Below are 18,628 nucleotides of genomic sequence, written 5' to 3' on the forward strand. Positions count from 1 at the left end.
AATGAGGGCTGGCGCCGCGGCGGTAAATCCGCCGAAAACAACGAAGAAAAAGAAAGCAGCAAAACCAAACGAGAAATTACCACTAAAAAAGGCCCTGAAGAAATTCTGGCCGCTGTACATCATGATCGGCATTGTCATGCTGTACTATTTCATCTTTAACTACATTCCCATCATCATGGGTACCGTCCTGTCCTTCAAGGACATGAAGGTCGGCAACACCATCTGGAACGCTAAATTCGTCGGCTGGGACAACTACGTCGAGGTTTTCCAGGAGCCGGAGATGCTGAACCTGATCAAGAACACGCTGGAAATCAGTATCATGCGTTTGTTCTGGGGCTTCTGGCCGCCGATTTTGCTGGCCATCTGTATTTTTGACATCCTCACCCCCTGGTACAAGAAGTTCTGCCAGACCATGGTCTACATCCCCTACTTCTTCTCCTGGGTTATCGTTTACGGTATTGTCTTCGCGTTTTTCTCCGGCAACGGCCTGATCAACAATATTATGAAGGATCTGGGCATGGGGACCTATGATTTTCTGACCAGTAAGGAGGCTTTCCGCCCGCTGCTGATTGGCTCGCAGGTGTGGAAGGGCGTCGGATGGGGCACCATCCTCTACTTCGCGGCGCTGACCAACGTCAGCCCGGACCTTTACGACGCGGCCAAGGTGGACGGCGCGGGCCCGCTACGCAAAATCATGGCTATCACCCTGCCGACCATGATGCCAATTATTACTTTCCAGTTGATTATGTCGCTGGGCAGTATTCTTAATAACGATTTTGAGCAAATCCTGATGTACTACAACGCCGGCGTATATGAGGTTGCCGACATCATCGACACCTGGGTGTACCGTGTCGGCCTGGGCAAAATGCAGTACAGCATCGGCCAGGCGGTCACGATGATGAAGGCGGTCATCGGCATGATCCTCATCGTAGGCTCAAACTATATCTCCAACAAAGTCGCCGGACGCGGCATGTGGTAAGGAAGGAGGAACGAATATTATGGCTTTATTGAAAAAAAATCCGAATAAAATCAAGCTTACCCATGCTGAACGTACCTACCAAACCATTATCATCATTATTGTCGGCCTGGTCACACTCACCTGCCTATTCCCCCTGCTCTATGTCATTGGTATGTCTTTTACCGGCCAGGCGGAGATGATTGAAAAGAATTACTTTGTCATCATCCCGGAAAGACCGACAATATTGGCTTATCAGTCTATTTTACAGAAGTCAAACTTCTGGAGCTCCTTCTTGATTTCGGTTTTCCGCGTATTACTCGGCGTTCCGGCAGCTCTGCTGCTGACGGTGCCCGGCGGTTATGTGCTCGCCAATAAGCAGATGCCCGGCCGCAGATGGTTTATGATTTACTTCATCATCACCATGATCCTCGGCGGCGGCACCATTCCCAGCTACCTGCTCATGCGCGACCTGCACCTGCTGAACACCTTCTGGGTCTACATTGTGCCTGCCTTCGGCGGCGCGTTCAATATGCTGATTATCAAGCTGTTTGTGGAGGGCATTCCCACGGAGATCATCGAGTCCGCGGATCTGGATGGCGCGACCGAAATGCAGAAGATGCTGCACATCGCAGTGCCGCTGCTGGTTCCCACACTGTGCGCTCTCGGTTTGTTCGCGGCGGTCGGCCACTGGAACTCCTGGTTCGACGCCATGCTCTACACACGTGACGCAAACCTGAAAACAATTCAGTTTGTCATCCGGGAATTACTGCTTTCCAGTGGTTCGGTAACTGCCACCAACAGCGCCGGAGGGACAACGACTATTATCGTTGATCAAGTTACGCCGGAGGGTGTTAAGATGGCGTCGGTGGTCGTGGCGTTGATCCCGATCCTCTGCGTCTATCCGTTCCTGCAAAAATACTTCATCTACGGCATGTACACCGGCTCTGTCAAGGGCTGAGCATACATACTCAATAGCCTTACGGCTTGAAAACAAAAAACTCATTGGCCAGCAGGCAAAAGCTGACTTCTATCAAATGTGTTTCGGATTAAAGGCGGAAAGCCTTAATCATATCGGGGTTGTATCAATTCAGGCTGGGTAGCCTGAAGGGCTATGCGCTGAAAAGCAACAAAACGAACTTCTTTAAGGAGGAAGAGAAATGACAAAACGAGCACTTGCACTTATGCTGGCGCTGAGCATGTCGGTGGGCATCGTTCTCTCCGGCTGCACGGATTCCGGCAGCACGTCTTCAGCCGGCGGCGACACAGCTTCCGGTGGCGGGGGATCTTCCGGCGCCACGGATGTCGGATCCTTTGATGACATTGAGTTCCCGGATGAGCTGCCCAAAGAGATCATTATGAGTGACGGCCTTGACTACAGCTATGATGATTTGACCGAGAGGTACAGCATCGAGATTATATCCACGAACTACGGCACGGCGGCCTTGGAAGCAAAAGACGATGTGGTCAACCAATGGCTGAGTGACAAATTCAACATGGACATCACCCTGACCGCTCCTACCGGCGAAGATTACCAGACGGTTCTTTCGACCCGTTTTGCGGCTAATGACTATCCGGATATCATCCAGCTGCCGAGCCGCGAATACGGCTTCACCCTGTCCGACCAGGGCCTGCTGGTGGATGCGAAGAACATCTATCCGTATTTGCCGCTCTCCAACAACTACACCACAAAGAACATGATTAAGTGGAGCACCAACAGCAGCAACAACGAAATCCCGTTCATTACCAAGTACAACATTCAGGACGGCGTTTGGGGATTTGTCGTTCGCCAGGACTGGCTGGAAGCGCTGGATATGGAATATCCGACCACGAAGGACGAGGTACTCGAATTCGCCAAAGCTGTTACCTTTAACGACCCCGACGGCAACGGCAAGGACGACACCTACTTCATGACCGGCGGCGGCGAAGGTAAGGGCTATGGTATGTTGGGCGGCTTTGAGACCATGTTCGGCAACCCGGCCGCTCATGTAGAAGACGGAGAGCTCTCCCACCCCTATTTTAACGGCACCCGCAAGGCATTCCTCAGCTTTGTCAAAGAGCTCAATGATGCCAAAGTACTGGCGCCCGACTGGTTTACAAAGGGCTGGGAGCAGGCTTGGGGCGACGCTTCCAACGACATGATCTCCGTATGCTGGTTCCCGGCCGGCACCTTTGAGGCACAGGTTGTTACCAAAAACGGCGAGGATGAAAACATAGAAAACTTTAAGAAATGGGCCTACTACCAGAACGCTCCCATCGAAGGCGGCAAATTCGGCGCCAACGGCAACCCCGGTTATATGTGGGCATTCACCAAAGAGAAGTTTGAGGGCCAGGACGGCAAGCTGAAGAGAGTCGCGCACATGATCGACACCATGACCATGGGCGGCGAAAACTACTTCCAGACCATTCAGAACTCGATTCCTGAAGTCTATGAGGCTGCCGGAATGGACGTAAATGCAGACGGGAAAGTCTGGGGCTATACTGACGATAATAAATCGTTCTATATCTCCGATGTCGGCGATAAGATGCTCTCAAAAGAACAGAGCGACGCCCAAGCGCCCAATGGCATCTGGCAGATGTGGGGCCTGTGCACCTCCTACCAGATCGACTATGAAGATCCCGATGCTGATGAGTTTGTTAAAGCAAGGATAAAAAGCGGAAACGCCGGAAGAACTGTTATTAACAGCTATGACAGATGGTCCAATGACGGCCTGCTGGTCACCTTGTCCGGCGAAGCCGCTGAAGCAAGTGTTTCGAATGCCGACTGGGTTCTTGCCCAGGAATATGCCTTTATTACCGGCACGAGGAGTCTGGACGATTGGGATGCCTACATGCAGGAATGGCTCAGCAAGGGCGGCAAGGAAATTATTCAGCAGTCCGCAGAGCAGCTCGGTGTTGAAGTTCCCGATTACGCAAAATAATCCAAGCTTATAAGCTCAAAGCTTTAACTAAAAGCCCCTGAACCCCTTTTATTGTATGAAGACGGCGCACATACAATAAGCAAAGCCCCCTATAGAGTTAAACTCTATAGGGGGCTTTTGTTGCTTCCCTTTGTGCCCAAAAAAGTCAGCGAATATCCGTCCGGCCGATCTGGCAGCGATAAAAAGCGGCATCATAACGGTTAAACAAAACCGCCTCCTTCACACAGACAAAGCCCTCCCGCTCGTATAGCTCCCGCAGCTTTGCACGGTCCCGCCAGCAGTCCAGACACAGCGCGGAAATTTTTCTTTCATGGCAGCATTGTTTCGCATAAGCGATCAGATAGGCCGCCAACCCCTGACCGGCAGCCGTACGCTTAACCGCCAGCTTATGCAAAAACAAGGCCTCTCCCTTATCAACCCCCGGCCAATAGACAGGGTCGTAATCCTGCAGCGCCATGCAGGCCACCGGCTCCCCCATTCTATACACAATATAAAATTCCTCGATTTGATAATCCCGGCTCAGGGATTTCCAGGAGACATCCTCCGCACTCCACTGATGCTGCCCGCCGCGGTCCAGCCACTCGGCCACATCCCTTAGAATCGCTTCAATAACCGGGATATCCCCCGCCTGGGCGCGCTTTACCTCAACCTGCATCTGATTTCTCCTTCCTTTCATCCGCAATCCATTGTAATACAAAATAAAAGGGATGGGAAGAGCGTTTGCCGATTTTCACGGGTAATCCCCGCTTGAAAAAGATTCGCCGCTTTTCTGCTCCATTAAAATTATGCGGCCATTACCGTACCTGCACCCAAACAATCATTTCTGTTTCCCCGCGGTTTGCAAAGGCAAAATAGGGAATCCATTTCAGGCTGGCGGGCTCCAGGTCGTCCTGCAGCGGCGCATACAACGGCGCCGCTGGGTCAAGCCTTCTGCGCCAGCCCGTACAGGAAAGCGCCTGCACCCCCAAGCCGTTCTCCCAACCAATGCTCCAGTCCGCCGCCCGATCCACACGGATATCGCGCAAATACGCGCCGTTGTCCACCCCCTCCAGGCAATAGACCAACGGGCCACGCATGACGGCTACACGGCCCGCATCCTGCTGGACCTTTGGATTTGCCGCTACCAGACAAACCGGCATGGCAAGCGTAAGCTCTACCGTGTGGCTGCCGCCATCCAGCGCCAGAAGCGCATAGCCCCGGCGGCACTGCGGCTGCACGGCGTTTCCATCAACCATGGCCGACCATTCCCCGCACCAGCCCGGGATTCTCAGCGCAAGCTCCCGAACCCCCTGTACGTCTATCGCCACCGCCCCATCGTAGGGGTAGGCCGTTCTTTGCACCAGGGAAACCGGTCCAGCCTCCGTTTCAAACCGAGCGCTGCTCTCCATATACTGGTGAACATAGACCATCCCCCGCTCGTGTGTATAGAGGAAATTCCCAATTGATGCAATAAAGCGGGTAATATTGGGCGGGCAGCAGGAGCACTCGAAAACCTCTTTGCGCTGCATAATAGGGAAGCGCTCTTTATTTTCATCCACGCTGACATCCTTATGATGCAGCATGGGGTCAATCTCTAATGGATTTTCGTAAAAAAACGCCTTGCCGTCCAGAGAAATGCTTGATAAAAATCCATTATACATCGCTCGCTCCGCCACATCGGCATAGCGGGCATCCTCATCTATTTGGGCCATTTGCTGGGCAAATAGCGCCAATCCCAATGCCGCACAGCTTTCCGCGTATGCGGTGAGGTTGGGCAGGTGGTAGTCCACCGTAAATGCTTCGCCCACGGACGAGGACCCTATGCCGCCGGTAATATACATACGGCGGTCTGCAATGTTGTTAAAAATCTTCTTCGCCGCCGAGCAAAGGCGTTCATCCCCCGTTTCCAGCGCCAGCCGGGCCATTGCGTTATATAAATATACCGCGCGTACCGCATGCCCCTCCGCTGTAGTCTGCTCGCGGACCGGCAGATGCGCCTGGTAATACCTGGGGTTGCACCAAGCATAGGAGCTGTCGTGGTCTTTCGCTGTACCGCGCACATTGACAAAATATTCGGCAAGCTCAAGATAGCGCCTTTCCCCCGTACAGTGATAGAGCCGAACCAGCGCGAGCTCGATTTCCTCATGCCCGGGCGAGTGGAATTTCGCACTGCCTTCCCTAACGAAAACCCGTTCAATGTGGTCGGCCATGCGGCAGACCATTTTTAAAAAAGCATCCTTGCCGGTGGCCTCGTAATAGGCCACCGCCGCCTCCATCAAATGTCCGGCGCAATAAAGCTCATGGTCCTGCCTGCGGGTCCAGCGGTTTTCCGGCTCCACCGTTTGAAAATGGGACTGAAAATAGCCGTCGGGCATTTGACTTTCGACCATATCGTCCACCAGGCTGTCTACCAAGCGCTCTAGCTCCGGATTCGGGCGCTTTTGCAATACATAGGCCGCCGACTCTATCCATTTGGCTGTATCTGAATCCCAAAAAATGTGGGGCGTATCCGGCTGGCCCTCCACCCCATTCAGCTTCAGCGCCTCAAAACGGCCCGTCTCCGCGAAGCGCGCATATACGGCCATGAGCGAGGTCCCGGCTACCATGTCCTGCTTGGCCTTCCAAAACCCGCCGTCAATCGATACCTTTGAAAAATCTACCCGCTGTTGATGTTTCATCTATTCCTCTCCTCTGCTTCAAACTGATTTTGCTTCATTATAAAGAAAAACGGCCCGCATTACAATGTAAAAAATAGACATTATTTTTGCAAAAAACGACTTCCTAAGCCTTTCCGGTAAAACCGGGGCACAAAAAAGCCCGCCATTGAAAATTTCAACAGCAGGCAAATTTTTATCCTTGATTTTATACTGCCTTTTCCCTGCGCCGCATCGGCGCGGCGACGGGCATGCGCAGCACGCTTTGAACGGGCTTCCACACCGCAACAGCCAGGCCGAAATCGATCATGCTGTGCACAATTGTCCCAACGCCGACCAGCAGCAGCACCGCGACAATATAACCGCTCTCGTACCAGCTGTCGTCCACACCGCCGCCAAAATAGAAGAAGGTCACCACCAGGGTCTCGCCGACGGCATGGATCAACGAAAGCAGCAGGCCGTAGGGGATTGCCGTCTTGGGCGACTGTAGGAGGTTGGCAAACCTTTTCAGCAGCAGGCAGCCGGCAATGACAAAGAAAATATGAGAAAGCGCACGGAGCGCCACCACAACCGAAAGCGAGAATAAAAAGCCCACGCTTGTAATCAACGTCGTTGCAATGGCCGATACCGGAGAAATAAACATCGCAATAAAAATTGGAACATGGCTCGCCAGGGTAAAGGACATGGGCGGAATCACAATTTTCGGCATCACCATGGGGATCATGATTCCCAGCGCGCATAAAAGCGCGGTAATTGCCATGGATTGGATGGTTTGTGTATTTTTTTTCATCGGTAAACAGACCTTTCTCCTTCTGAATATACAGGCACGGGCTTACACCTGTCATGACACCTGTATATTCTACAACATGAAGAAAAATCTGTCAAGCCTCGTCGGTCAACAAAATACCGCTTTCACGCAGTGCTTTTTGGATCCGGCTGAAAACCTCTTCAGACGGGCAGCTCAGTGTATGCAGGTGAATGCCCTCCGTCAGCGATGAAAGCGGCGCCGCACGGTATTGATTCAGCTTTTCCACAAAAGCGTCCACGTCGAAACGGGAACGAATTTGCAGCTGGCCGATCAGCTGGCCGTACACCGCATGCTCCACAATCACATCCAGGACCTCTCCGCCCAGGTCTACCACCGTATAGAGTTCCTCCACAAGGGCCCTTTCTCCACGGTGACGGCAGGCGATGGTCCTCACTACCGCGCCGCTGTCGTTATGCCCCACGTCATACACATAGCCGCGCGGCGTTGCAAAAATCCGCTCGCCCGCGGCGCGCAGCAGAGCAATATCCCCCACAATAATCTGGCGGCTCACCTGGTAACGCCTAGCCAGAGCCGAAGCGCTCACCGGCTTTTCCGCCGTTCTCAGGGTCTCTGAAATCGCGGCCCTGCGTGCTGCTGTATCCACTTCTGTCGCTTCCTTTCGTCAATCCTTTTCATCGTATATCCGTTTGCTTTCTAAGCGCTGTCGGTGAAACGCCCATCGCCTTTTTAAAGGCCGAGGAAAAATAATGCGCGTTGTGGAATTGCAGCTTTTCGGCAATCTCCGCCACGGAAAGCGCCGTGTTGCGCAGCAATACCACAGAGAACGCCATGCGCTTCTCCAGCAGGTACGCGTAAGGGGTTGTCTGGTACTCCCGGCGGAAATCCCGCACCAGCTGCGCCTTGCTGATAAAAAAGCGGCTGGAGAGCTCCTCCAGGGAAAGCTCCTCGCAAAAAGACTGGTCCATATATTCCTTTACCCGCTGGGCGGCGCTTTTCTTAGCATAGACGGGCCCCTCGCGCGCCGAGGCCCGAAAAAACAGCTCGTGCACCTTCAGCTCCAGCGCCAGCCTTCCGTCCGGCGCACCGTCTTTTAAAATCTGATGCAGCTCCCTAAAAAGCCCGCCTACCGCCACAGAACGGCATAAAACCTCACGCTTTGGAAAATAGAGGGAGCTGAGGCGCTCCACCAGGCTGCCGGAAATATTGAGCCAGATTTTTTGAAAGGGATCCCGGCGGTCCGCATAATATTCGCAGTTGCAGCCGGCGGGGATCAGGTAAAAGTCCCCCGGCCCCACTTCCGTCCTGCCGGCGTCCGTCTCCAAAATGCCATGCCCTGCTTCCACAAACTCCACAATATACTCCATGGAGGGGCGGCGAACAATGCGGTAGCTTTGATCCGGCCTGGTGACCCCTGCCAGCAGCACTGTCAACCGCTCCGAGCAAAGCGCCTGCGGCACCAAAACAAATTCCTCTGTGAAAGGCATGGCTCCTCTCCCCTTCAAACATGCGCATTTTTTATACTTATATGCTACTATATTGGATTCATTTTTGCAAATAAAAATTTTATACTGTACCTACAAGAGTCCTTCCCGCATTAAAAACCAAGGAGTTGAGTACTTTATGAACATCAGCCGTCAGGAATATCCCCGCCCCCAATTCGTAAGGGACAGCTGGGAAAATTTGAACGGAACCTGGGAATTTGAAATGGATTTGGCTGACAGCGGCGCAGCGCGCGGCATGGAAAAAGCAGAGGCCGCCTTCTCCAAGCAGATCAACGTCCCCTTCTGCCCGGAATCCGAACTCTCCGGTATTGGAAATAAGGATTTCATGGCCGCCGTCTGGTACCGGAGGATTATACGCATCCCGGCGGAAAAGCTTTCAGGCCGCGTACTGCTTCACTTCGGCGCTGTCGACTATGAGTGCACCGTCTATGTCAACGGCGAAAAGGCCGGAACCCACCGCGGCGGTTACAGCTCGTTCTGCTTTGACATTACGGAACATGTAAAGGCCGGCGAAAACCTGCTCACCGTCCAGGCGCGCGACGATGTACGCGGCGCCCGGCAGCCCGGCGGCAAGCAAAGCGACCAATACGGCTCTTACGGCTGCATGTACACACGTACTACCGGCATCTGGCAGACGGTGTGGCTGGAATACACCTCCCGCTGCTATCTGGAGAACGTCCACACCATAGCGGATGCCGCCAGCGGCGTCCTTGCCTTTTCCGCCAAGATCTGCGGCGAAGCGGCGGATGCCGCCCTCCATACCACGGTTTCCTACAAAGGGCAGGCTGTGGCCGAAACAACGGTTCCCGTGCACACCGGAACCACCGATTTTTCCGTAACCGTTGAAAATCCCCAGCTGTGGGATGTAGGCCAGCCCAACCTTTACGACCTGTGCTACGAATTGACAGTAAACGGCGAAACCGTTGACACGGTTTCCGCATACTGCGGCTTCCGCACCATTGAACTCAAAAACCACGCCTTCTACCTGAACGGCCGCCCGGTCTTCCAGCGGCTTGTGCTGGACCAGGGCTTCTACCCGGACGGCATCTACACCGCTCCCAGCGACGAGGCGCTCAAGCACGATATTGAGCTTTCGATGCAGCTGGGCTTTAACGGCGCGCGCCTGCACGAAAAGGTATTTGAGGAGCGCTTCCTCTATTGGGCGGACCGCCTGGGCTATCTGGTATGGGGCGAGCAGGCAAACTGGGGCCTGGACATCACCACGCCCGAAGGAGTCATGAACTTCCTGCCCGAGTGGCTCGAAGTTCTAAACCGGGATTTCAACCACCCTGCCATTATCGGCTGGTGCCCGTTTAATGAGACCTGGGACCGTGAGGGCCGCAAGCAGGACGACCGGGTGCTGGAGCTTGTTTACCGCGCCACCAAGGCGGTGGATTCCACCCGCCCGGTAATTGACACCAGCGGAAACTTCCATGTGGCTACCGATATTTACGACATTCACGACTATGAACAGGACCCCGGCATCTTTGCAGAGCGCTACGGCGCCACTACGCCGGAGCATATTTACGACACCTACGAGAACCGCCAGCATTATGCCGGCCAGCCTTTCTTTGTCAGCGAATACGGCGGGACCTGGTGGTCCAATGAAAGCACGGACGGCTGGGGCTACGGCAACGGGCCCGCCACCCAGGAGGAGCTGGCAGACCGCTACTGCGGGCTCACGGAGACCCTGCTCGGCAACGAATACACCTGCGCCTTCTGCTACACCCAGCTTTATGACGTGGAGCAGGAGCAGAACGGCATGTATACCTATGAGCGCAAGCCGAAGTTTAAGCCTGAGATCTACGCGCGCATTACCGCCACCAACCAAAAGCCGGCGGCGATTGAAAAGAAAAAATAATCCCGCTGAAAAGCAGCCGCCGGAAATGATTTCCGGCGGCTGTTCTTTATCGATCTCTATTTTTAATACCAAAAAGCTTGTCTGCCGCCCAAATCCCCGATATAATTATTTTCAGAAATGATTTACCAAATCAGCCTCAGCAATGGAAAGGAGCGCGCCACTTTGAAGCAAAAGATGATGAACCTCGGCATTTTGGCCCATGTTGACGCCGGGAAAACCTCTGTTACGGAGCAGCTGCTCTATTTGGGCGGCAGCATCCGGCAGGCCGGCAGCGTGGACCGGGGAACCGCGCAAACCGACTGGCTGGAGGTGGAGCGCAAGCGGGGAATCTCCGTGAAAACAGCTTCTTCCTGTCTGTGTTACCAGGGCGTGCAGATCAACCTCATCGACACCCCGGGCCATGTGGATTTCTCCGGTGAGGTAGAGCGTACGCTCGGCGCGCTGGACTGCTCTGTGCTGGTAATCTCCGCCGCGGAAGGGGTGCAGCCGCAGACGCGCCACCTCTGGCGGGCCCTGGAGCAGCTTGGCATCCCGACGCTGATTTTTGTCAATAAAATCGATCGGGCAGGCTGCGACTGCGAGGCGGTGCTGCTGCAAATCCGCGAAGAGCTTGGAGCCCGGCTTTTTATTACGCAGACGGTGCTTCAGGCCGGTATGGAGGACTGCTCCATTGAGCCCAAGGACTACGGCGGCAAGGCCCGGGAGGAGCTGGCCGCCCTGGCTGCCGACCTGGACGATGCGGTCGCAGAACTGTATCTGGCGGATAAACCGATTGCCGGCGAGCTTTTGATGCAAACCATATCCGATGCCTGCCGCCAGAGGCAGCTCACCCCCGTCTGTTTTGGTTCCGCCAAGCTTGGCGTGGGGATGGAGGCGCTGCTGCAAAGCATAATCCGCTATCTGCCTGCCGCCCAGGGCAGCGACGGCGCGCCGCTCAGCGGCCTGGTCTATAAGGTAGACCACGACCCTGTCCTGGGCAAGGGCGCCCATATCCGTTTATTCAACGGCTGCATCAAAAGCAGGGATCCTGTACCGCTCCTAAACAGTGACGAACCGGAAAAGGCTACACAGATCCGCCGCTTCAACGGCGCAAAAAGCCAAAGCCTCGACATTCTGCACGCCGGTGAAATCGCTGCGGTTTACGGCCTCGGCAGCCTCAAGGCAGGGGATATTGTCGGCAAACAGCCGCTGGACCGTTTTTGCCCGCTCACCTTTCCGCTGCTCACCGTGCAGGTTTTGCCTGAGCAGGAGCAGGACCTGACAGCCCTAGCCGCCGCCCTGCAGGAGCTTGCCGAGGAGGACCCGCTGCTAGACCTGGAATGGCTGAAGGAAGAACGTGAGCTTCATTTGAAAATCACCGGAAAAATCCAGCTTGAAATTTTGTCCGAGCTTCTGTGGGACCGTTACAGGCTAAGGGCACAATTCTCCTCGCCCAGCGTCATTTACAAAGAAACCCCCGCTAAGACCGGAATCGGGCTGGAACGCTACACCATGCCCAAGCCCTGCTGGGCCGTTGTGGAGCTGAAGGCTGAACCGCTGCCCCGGGGCAGCGGCGTCCGCTTTGAATCGGCTATTAAGGAAAAACAGCTTCCTTACCGCTACCAGCACCATGTAGAGCTCAGCCTGCGGGACGCCCTGAAGCAGGGCCTGTACGGCTGGGAGGTAACGGATGCCCGGTTTACACTCACCGGCGGCGAGCACCACCATGTCCATACTCACCCGCTGGATTTCTTCGTCGCCACCCCCATCGCCGTGCTGCGCGCCCTGACCGACAGCGGCGCCGTCCTGCTGGAACCCATTGTACGGGTAACGCTCTCCGCCGGCGAGGAATTTTTAGGCAAAACCATCCGTGATATTTTACAGATGCGGGGAGAGTTCGACTCTCCAGCTGTCAGCAAGGGTGTTTTTAGCCTGGAGGCCCTGCTGCCCGCGGCGGCCTCCCTGGAATATCCCATTGCCTTCCGCTCCATGACAAGCGGCAAGGGCTCTTACTACTCAGAATTTTACCGCTACCAAGAATGCCCGCTGGAGCTCGGCGCCACCGCAAGGCGGCGGGGGATCCACCCGCTGCTGGAGCGTTCCAAATGGATTCTTCATGCGCGGAGTGCGCTGTAATATTCAAAACAGTCTAAAAGCGTGGCTGCCGCCCTTTTATGGGTGGCAGCCACGCTTTATATGAAGCAGGCGAAAATAGATCCCTGAAAAAAACCGGAGGGCTCCGGATAAACCGAGGACGGCGGCGAACCGTGCACAGCTGCTGAAATTCCGGCTTACAGCCCGAAAAGCTCCTGCGCCGTCTGCATACGGCTGCGTACCGGGACATCAAACGGACAGTTGCGCTCGCAGCTGCCACAGCGGATGCAATCCGAGGCGTGCTGCTCCAGCGCCCCGTAGTGGGCCCGGACTGTATCCGGCGCCTGGGCGCCGGCCTGAGCCAGATCCAGATATTTATTGACTTGGGCAATATCGATATGTGCCGGGCAGGGTAAACAGTGGTTGCAGTACATGCATTTGCCCCGCATGGAATACTTGGGCATTTGGCTTAGTACCACCGAATAATCCCGCTCCTGCTCCGAAGCTTCCTCGTAGGCCACAGAACGCCGCACCTCGGCAGGCGTGCTACAGCCGGGCAGCACGCTGGCTACCGCCGGGCGGGTCAGCGCATAGTGGATGCACTGTGCCGGGGTCAGCGCTACCCCAAAGGGAGAGGTCTCCGCGTTTAGCAGCACACCTGCCGCCAGCGCCTTCATCACAGTAATAGCCGTCCCCTGTCCCTCACACAGGCGATAAAGACGGTCACGGGCCGGATGAATCCCGTTGAGCCCGTCCACCCGGTAGGACTCCGGAGTAAATAGATCGTCCACGGATGCGCTCTCCGGCAGCAGGTCATAGGCGGGATTCAGGCTGAACAAAAGCACGTCAATCAGCCCCGTCTCCACCGCCCGGGCCGCAATAACAGGACTGTGGGAGCTCATGCCCAGCGCCCTGATAACGCCTTTTTCCTTAAGATCCAGCGCGTAACGGATAATTTCCGTCTCAAATACGCTGCGAAAATCCTCCTCCGTGTCCACAAAGTGCAGCATACCAATGTCTACATAATCAGTACCGAGGCGCTCCATAAAGTCCTCAAAGAAAAACTTGCAGTTATCCAGGTTCCGGTCCCGGCTATATTGCCCGTCCAGCCAGGCGGAGCACAGGTGCCCCTGCAGCAGCACCCGGCTGCGGCGGCCCTGCAGCGCCTTACCAATGTTCGTTCGCACATTGGGCTCCGACATAAAAACATCCAGCAGGTTTACCCCACAGCGGATCGCTTCGTCAACGACCGCGAATACCTCTTCCTCCCCAAGGCCCTGCAAATGCTCACAGCCCAGGCCAATTTCACTGACCTGTATGCCCGTGCGCCCCAGCGTCCTGTATTTCATTGTAATCCCTCCTAAAAAAATCCTAACCTGAACGTCAATGTACGAAAGGCCAAAACGCCCGGCCCCCGATGATTGTTCTTATTATATCAGCCTTCTCCAGGGGAAACAAGCGTAAAGCAGGCCGCCGCGGGATTTTTCCCGCGGCGGGCCTTTTTATTTTTATTGCGGCTAACATTTTACAGCAGCGGGGCCAAATTAAAGGCGGCTAAGGCCTCCGGGTAAATTCGACATTTTTCTCTTTATTTTTTCTTTTTTCTCTTTTGTCAACAAATAGGCAATGTCGGTATTATAAACAAAATCCCCGAACTGTTTAGGCCTTCGTTCTCACAAGCTCCTACATATTTTTCGTTGATAAAAATCATACGCTGCCAGGCCGTTTTTAAATGAAGATGAATAAACCTTGGCTATATTCTTTAAAAATAATAAGAATAAAATCCCCATTTTAGAGGTCATACTATAACAGTCTGAGTAATAGAATTACAAAGAATATTTTCCCAGCAAGCCGCCCTTCCTGCCTGTTTTTTCCAACGGAATTGAATTGGAAAGATTTATTTGTGAATAATCCCGACCTTTCTTAATCAAGTGCCCTATTTCTGATTATCATTACATTTAGAAGGAATTAATTAGATAGGATGTGGTATTTTGTCGGATTTCAAGATAAACGAGCGCTTGCGTGAGCTCCGTGTAAAAAGCGGTTACACTCAGCAGCAGGTCGCCGACTTTTTGAACTGTTCCCGCTCCACCTATACTTACTACGAGACCGGTAAGTCCATGCCGGATGTCCCTACTACCGTGACATTAGCTAAGATTTTCAATATCTCTGTGGCGGAACTGCTGGCAGATGAAACCGATATTCACAATGTTGCCGACAGCGGCTATGTTTACGCCCGCAAAAAGAATGCCAGTCATATTTACGACCTGGACCGCGACGAGATGTCCTTGGTCGGTTACTACCGTGCCGGCAATTACCAGACCAGAAAAAAAATAATGGAGTTCGTTAAACAAATCGACAAATAATTTTCTGCGTTAACCGTAGACTATTATTTAAAGGGGGTGCTGCCGATGGAATATGATGCCTTTATCGGTGGAATAGAACCCGGAGGGCTCCGCAACAAAAATGAAATTCGCATTCTTCTCTGCTATCTTGTCAACAGTATTGGCGCGCCTTTGTCCAGAGAGGACGTCCTGTCTATTATGCAGGAACACGGCTTTGCCAATTACTTTGAGGTGACCGACGCGCTCGCTGAGCTGACAGCCAACGGGAGCCTGGCGGCGGATGGCGACCCGCCTGTCTACCATGCTGTTTCCCAAACCAAGCTGATTGCCGGCCAGCTGGACAAGGTTTTGCCGCTGTCGGTACGGGAAAAGGCCATCGCCGCTGCGGTTAACCTGCTGGCTAAGGCCCGGCGCGAGCAGGAGAATAAGGTGACTATTCAGCAGACCAGCAAGGGTTACAATGTTCACTGCCACATTTCCGGCGGGGACCTTGAGCTGATGAACATCTCCCTCTATGTCCCGGATGAACACCAGGCCAAGCTTGTCCGCAAGGCGTTTCACAAATCACCGGAGACGGTCTACCAGGTGTTGCTGGCATTGCTCACGGAAAATCCGGACCTGGCAAAAAAAGCGTTTGAATAGCTATAAAAAGGCTTCTGCCAATTGGCAGAAGCCTTTTTATAGCTCCAAATTTTTTATAAGGGCTGGGCCTCATTCAATAGAAAATCAGGTTCAACAGCAGCATCGCCGTCACTCCCGGGATACCGGCCGCAGCGGAGACCCCCAGGCTCAGCGGACTGAGCGGCAGTGAGACGCCTGTGAAAAGGCCGGTTATGTTCACCGCCAGCAGGGCGCACAGCCCAACCACCATGCCGCCGACCGCTCGCTGCACCGGTTTTTTTGCCTTGATGATGAGCTGAATCAGTATCAAGAGCCCGAATACGGCCAGCGAAATCAAGGTAATCCAAATACCATCCATTCAAAATCCTCCGTTTTCACCCAGCCCTTCCGCAAGCATGCTTAAGGCCGGTATAGATTCTGAAAGGGGCTGCAGTTGACCCCCTGCTGCCGCGCAAGTGCCAATAGATAGCGGTAGCGCGCCATCAACGCTTCTCTTTGAAAGATACAGGCATCGATTAAATCCCCATTGCATTCCATCTGAAACCAGCGCTCATTGTCTGCCAGCTGATGGCATACCTCCCGGATATTTTCCAGCAACGACGCCTCATTTTCATTTTTCCTTTCCTGCCCTTTTGCCTGAACCGTCGTTTTGGACGCCTGGCTTACGCCACGTTGAATAAGCTTGATTACATTTTCCATAGCAGCTCCGCCTTTCTTTAAAACCTTATGCTGCTAGGATGGTCATTTATTCCAATATTTATACCAAGGGGCGCCGCTTTTCCCTGAAAAAGAAAGCCGGCAGGGAGCAATACGCTCTGCCGGCTTTGGCTTTAATCATTTCCGTTATACATAAAATCAATACGCCCGGTCGCTACGTCCGAGGCGACCACCTTAACCGGCAAGCTCTGCCCAATGGTCAGCTTTTTGCCCGTTGTCCGGTCATATTGCGTGACCACGCCGTCGAACTGGTAGTCCGAATCTGGGAAGGTGTCAATGGGTACAAACCCCTCCACTGAATTTGAAAGCTCCACAAAAACGCCCCGCATCGTTACGCCGCTAATAACACCCATGAACGCCTCGCCGAGATGTGCGCGCATATATTCCGCCATGTAGCAGTCGTCGGCGCTGCGCTCCGCATTCATTGCGCGAACCTCGCACTCCGAGGAATGAGCAGCCGCTTTCACGCTGGCCTCCTTATAAAGCTTCAGGCATTTTTCACGGTCCTTTGTTTTCAGCCAGGTGCTGATGATGCGGTGTATCATCGTATCCGGATAGCGGCGGATAGGTGACGTAAAGTGACAATAATCCGCCAAGGCCAGACCAAAATGGCCGACCGGAGCCGTGTCATAGCGTGCCTTCGCCATAGTTCTCAGCAGCTGGTGGGAGATAATTTTTTGAACCGGCGTATTTTCAGCCTGGTCCATAATATTGGCAAAGTCCCTTGTGGTGACATCGCCGGGATGCTTGAGGCTGGCGGCATTGAGCCCAAGCGCATTGACAAGCTGGGCCAGGCTGTCCACCCGGTCCGGGTCGGGCGACTCATGAATGCGGTAGACAAACGGCAGGCCATTCTCCTTTGCCAGCATCGCGGCGGCCTGGTTTGCGGCAATCATGAGCTGCTCGATCATCTCCTCGGACTCCCCGCTGTGGCGGGGGAGCACGTCAATACACACACCGTCCTCATCCAGCACAAACTCAGACTCCGTGCTCTCCAGCTCCATAGTGCCGTCACTCTTGGATTTTGCCTTCAAAACATCTGCAAGCTCTTTGGCGGCCTGCAGCGATTGCATGACCGGCTCGTATTTCTTCAGTATCCCCTCGTCCGCGCTGCGGGAAAACAGACTGTTGACCTCTGAATACACCCCCCGCACCTTGGAGCGTATTACAGTCTTTTGAAATTCATAGGATCGGATATTGCCGGTTTTGTCAAAGGTTATCAGTGCCGAAAGGGTCAGCTTGTCCGTGCCGGCATTCAGCGAGCACACACCGTTGCTCAGCTCCTTGGGCAGCATAGGGATTACCCGGGCGGGCAGGTAGACCGACGTACCCCGCAGAAAGGCCTCCTGGTCCAGTGCGCTGTCCGGCTTAACATAGTGCGAAACATCGGCAATATGCACGCCCAGCTCAAAACCGCGCTCCGTCTTCCTTGCGGAAATGGCATCATCCAGGTCCTTTGCCGAGGCACTGTCAATCGTCAGGATCGGCTCCGCGCGCAAATCCAGGCGCCCGCTGATTTCCTCCGCCGTAACCACGGCATCGGCCAGGCCCCGGGCCTCCTGCCGCACCTCCGCCTCAAACTCTGTGCGAATCTGATTTTGGTCAATAATTGCATCCGCGCAGATTTTTGCACTGCCGCCCGTGCCGTAAATTTTTGTAACCTGGGCCGTGTAAGCGCCGTAGCGGTTGACAACTACCTCGGCTTGAACCTTGTCCCCATCATGAAAGCCCGCCAGGGAATCCCGCGCCAGCGGCAGCGCGTAGCGCAGCGCAGCGTCCGCGCGCATCTCCCAGCCGCCGAGCTCGGACCTGCCGATGGTCCCCGCCAGGGTGCGGCTGCCTGCTTCGACCACCTTTTTAACGGCGGCGCTGGGGCCCTTCTCCTGCTGCTGCACACGGTCCAACAGAACCGCGTCGCCTAAAAACGCGTTGTTCAGCGCCCGCCCCGGGATGAAGATATCCTCACCGCCGTCGTCCGGGCGGGCGAAGGCAAAGGTCCGGGAGAGCGAGACAATCCGCGCCGGGATTCCTTTCTCCCGATCCTCTTTTTTATAATCCTCATGGGGCGCCTTTGCCAAATCCTGAAGGGAAAGGGTCTCACGCCCGTCCCCTTTCTTTTTGCCTTTAAATTTTTTTTGTGCCATGTTTCCTCCATTACTGATTTTATCCAAATCTTTCCGCCAAAAGTTAACATAATGAAAGCCCCGCCTGCCAGCGGGGCTTTCGGAAGC

General features: G+C 54.3%; 16 protein-coding genes. 7 read left to right on the top strand and 9 right to left on the bottom strand.

The window, feature by feature from the left end:
• The 3 genes from DPQ25_RS14780 to DPQ25_RS13450 all read left to right on the top strand — a co-directional run.
• A partial coding sequence (locus DPQ25_RS14780) for an ABC transporter permease (RefSeq protein WP_112333689.1) occupies window positions 1-979 on the top strand: 979 nt, incomplete at its 5' end.
• A 19-nt stretch (window positions 980-998) separates the two neighbouring features.
• Complete coding sequence (locus DPQ25_RS13445) at window positions 999-1,916, top strand: carbohydrate ABC transporter permease (RefSeq protein ID WP_112333690.1); 918 nt, start codon at window positions 999-1,001, stop codon at window positions 1,914-1,916.
• A 199-nt stretch (window positions 1,917-2,115) separates the two neighbouring features.
• Window positions 2,116-3,876 (top strand): type 2 periplasmic-binding domain-containing protein, encoded by a 1,761-nt coding sequence (locus DPQ25_RS13450; protein ID WP_112333691.1) that lies wholly within the window; start codon window positions 2,116-2,118, stop codon window positions 3,874-3,876.
• 145 nt (window positions 3,877-4,021) lie between these two features.
• On the opposite strand, the gene DPQ25_RS13455 is transcribed toward DPQ25_RS13450, so the two are convergent.
• The 5 genes from DPQ25_RS13455 to DPQ25_RS13475 all read right to left on the bottom strand — a co-directional run bounded on the left by DPQ25_RS13455 (window position 4,022) and on the right by DPQ25_RS13475 (window position 8,762).
• Window positions 4,022-4,531: a GNAT family N-acetyltransferase gene (locus DPQ25_RS13455; protein WP_112333692.1), complete on the bottom strand. Its 510-nt coding sequence runs from the start codon at window positions 4,529-4,531 to the stop codon at window positions 4,022-4,024.
• A 139-nt stretch (window positions 4,532-4,670) separates the two neighbouring features.
• Entirely contained in the window at window positions 4,671-6,533 is a 1,863-nt protein-coding gene (locus tag DPQ25_RS13460; protein ID WP_112333693.1) for a glycoside hydrolase family 127 protein, read from the bottom strand.
• Between the two features lie 184 nt (window positions 6,534-6,717).
• Window positions 6,718-7,299 carry a hypothetical protein gene (locus DPQ25_RS13465; RefSeq protein ID WP_177577113.1) on the bottom strand — a complete coding sequence of 194 codons (582 nt, stop codon included), beginning with the start codon at window positions 7,297-7,299 and terminating at the stop codon, window positions 6,718-6,720.
• Between the two features lie 91 nt (window positions 7,300-7,390).
• Complete coding sequence (locus tag DPQ25_RS13470; protein ID WP_112333695.1) at window positions 7,391-7,921, bottom strand: transcription repressor NadR; 531 nt, start codon at window positions 7,919-7,921, stop codon at window positions 7,391-7,393.
• A gap of 28 nt (window positions 7,922-7,949) precedes the next feature.
• Window positions 7,950-8,762 (bottom strand): AraC family transcriptional regulator, encoded by an 813-nt coding sequence (locus DPQ25_RS13475; RefSeq protein WP_112333696.1) that lies wholly within the window; start codon window positions 8,760-8,762, stop codon window positions 7,950-7,952.
• Between the two features lie 136 nt (window positions 8,763-8,898).
• Here DPQ25_RS13475 and DPQ25_RS13480 point away from each other — a divergent pair, with 136 nt between their 5' ends.
• Entirely contained in the window at window positions 8,899-10,641 is a 1,743-nt protein-coding gene (locus DPQ25_RS13480; RefSeq protein ID WP_112333697.1) for a glycoside hydrolase family 2 protein, read from the top strand.
• Between the two features lie 162 nt (window positions 10,642-10,803).
• Window positions 10,804-12,756, top strand: coding sequence for an elongation factor G (locus DPQ25_RS13485; protein WP_177577115.1), 1,953 nt, complete (start codon window positions 10,804-10,806; stop codon window positions 12,754-12,756).
• A 155-nt stretch (window positions 12,757-12,911) separates the two neighbouring features.
• Here DPQ25_RS13485 and DPQ25_RS13490 read toward each other — a convergent pair whose 3' ends face one another.
• Window positions 12,912-14,063 carry an aldo/keto reductase gene (locus DPQ25_RS13490; protein WP_112333699.1) on the bottom strand — a complete coding sequence of 384 codons (1,152 nt, stop codon included), beginning with the start codon at window positions 14,061-14,063 and terminating at the stop codon, window positions 12,912-12,914.
• A gap of 642 nt (window positions 14,064-14,705) precedes the next feature.
• On the opposite strand from DPQ25_RS13490, the gene DPQ25_RS13495 reads away from it, so the two are divergent.
• Window positions 14,706-15,080, top strand: coding sequence for a helix-turn-helix domain-containing protein (locus DPQ25_RS13495; protein WP_177577117.1), 375 nt, complete (start codon window positions 14,706-14,708; stop codon window positions 15,078-15,080).
• A gap of 45 nt (window positions 15,081-15,125) precedes the next feature.
• Window positions 15,126-15,701, top strand: coding sequence for a DUF4364 family protein (locus tag DPQ25_RS13500; RefSeq protein WP_112333701.1), 576 nt, complete (start codon window positions 15,126-15,128; stop codon window positions 15,699-15,701).
• A 73-nt stretch (window positions 15,702-15,774) separates the two neighbouring features.
• On the opposite strand, the gene DPQ25_RS13505 is transcribed toward DPQ25_RS13500, so the two are convergent.
• The 3 genes from DPQ25_RS13505 to rnr form a co-directional block, all read right to left on the bottom strand.
• Entirely contained in the window at window positions 15,775-16,038 is a 264-nt protein-coding gene (locus DPQ25_RS13505) for a pro-sigmaK processing inhibitor BofA family protein (RefSeq protein WP_112333702.1), read from the bottom strand.
• A gap of 41 nt (window positions 16,039-16,079) precedes the next feature.
• Entirely contained in the window at window positions 16,080-16,379 is a 300-nt protein-coding gene (locus DPQ25_RS13510; RefSeq protein WP_112333703.1) for a DUF2508 family protein, read from the bottom strand.
• Window positions 16,380-16,510: 131 nt separating this feature from the next.
• Window positions 16,511-18,541, bottom strand: a complete 2,031-nt coding sequence (rnr, locus tag DPQ25_RS13515; protein WP_112333704.1) for a ribonuclease R — start codon at window positions 18,539-18,541, stop codon at window positions 16,511-16,513.
• Window positions 18,542-18,628 lie beyond the last annotated feature (87 nt).

Source organism: Hydrogeniiclostridium mannosilyticum (genome assembly GCF_003268275.1).
Lineage (GTDB): Bacteria > Bacillota > Clostridia > Oscillospirales > Acutalibacteraceae > Hydrogeniiclostridium > Hydrogeniiclostridium mannosilyticum.

Excerpts from the sequence above, each read along its gene's own strand:
- DPQ25_RS13445 (WP_112333690.1), top strand. The coding sequence starts at position 999 with ATGGCTTTATTGAAAAAAAATCCGAATAAAATCAAGCTTACCCATGCT.
- DPQ25_RS13450 (WP_112333691.1), top strand. The coding sequence starts at position 2,116 with ATGACAAAACGAGCACTTGCACTTATGCTGGCGCTGAGCATGTCGGTG.
- DPQ25_RS13455 (WP_112333692.1), bottom strand. The coding sequence starts at position 4,531 with ATGCAGGTTGAGGTAAAGCGCGCCCAGGCGGGGGATATCCCGGTTATT.
- DPQ25_RS13460 (WP_112333693.1), bottom strand. The coding sequence starts at position 6,533 with ATGAAACATCAACAGCGGGTAGATTTTTCAAAGGTATCGATTGACGGC.
- DPQ25_RS13465 (WP_177577113.1), bottom strand. The coding sequence starts at position 7,299 with ATGAAAAAAAATACACAAACCATCCAATCCATGGCAATTACCGCGCTT.
- DPQ25_RS13475 (WP_112333696.1), bottom strand. The coding sequence starts at position 8,762 with ATGCCTTTCACAGAGGAATTTGTTTTGGTGCCGCAGGCGCTTTGCTCG.
- DPQ25_RS13480 (WP_112333697.1), top strand. The coding sequence starts at position 8,899 with ATGAACATCAGCCGTCAGGAATATCCCCGCCCCCAATTCGTAAGGGAC.
- DPQ25_RS13490 (WP_112333699.1), bottom strand. The coding sequence starts at position 14,063 with ATGAAATACAGGACGCTGGGGCGCACGGGCATACAGGTCAGTGAAATT.
- DPQ25_RS13500 (WP_112333701.1), top strand. The coding sequence starts at position 15,126 with ATGGAATATGATGCCTTTATCGGTGGAATAGAACCCGGAGGGCTCCGC.
- DPQ25_RS13505 (WP_112333702.1), bottom strand. The coding sequence starts at position 16,038 with ATGGATGGTATTTGGATTACCTTGATTTCGCTGGCCGTATTCGGGCTC.
- DPQ25_RS13510 (WP_112333703.1), bottom strand. The coding sequence starts at position 16,379 with ATGGAAAATGTAATCAAGCTTATTCAACGTGGCGTAAGCCAGGCGTCC.
- rnr (WP_112333704.1), bottom strand. The coding sequence starts at position 18,541 with ATGGCACAAAAAAAATTTAAAGGCAAAAAGAAAGGGGACGGGCGTGAG.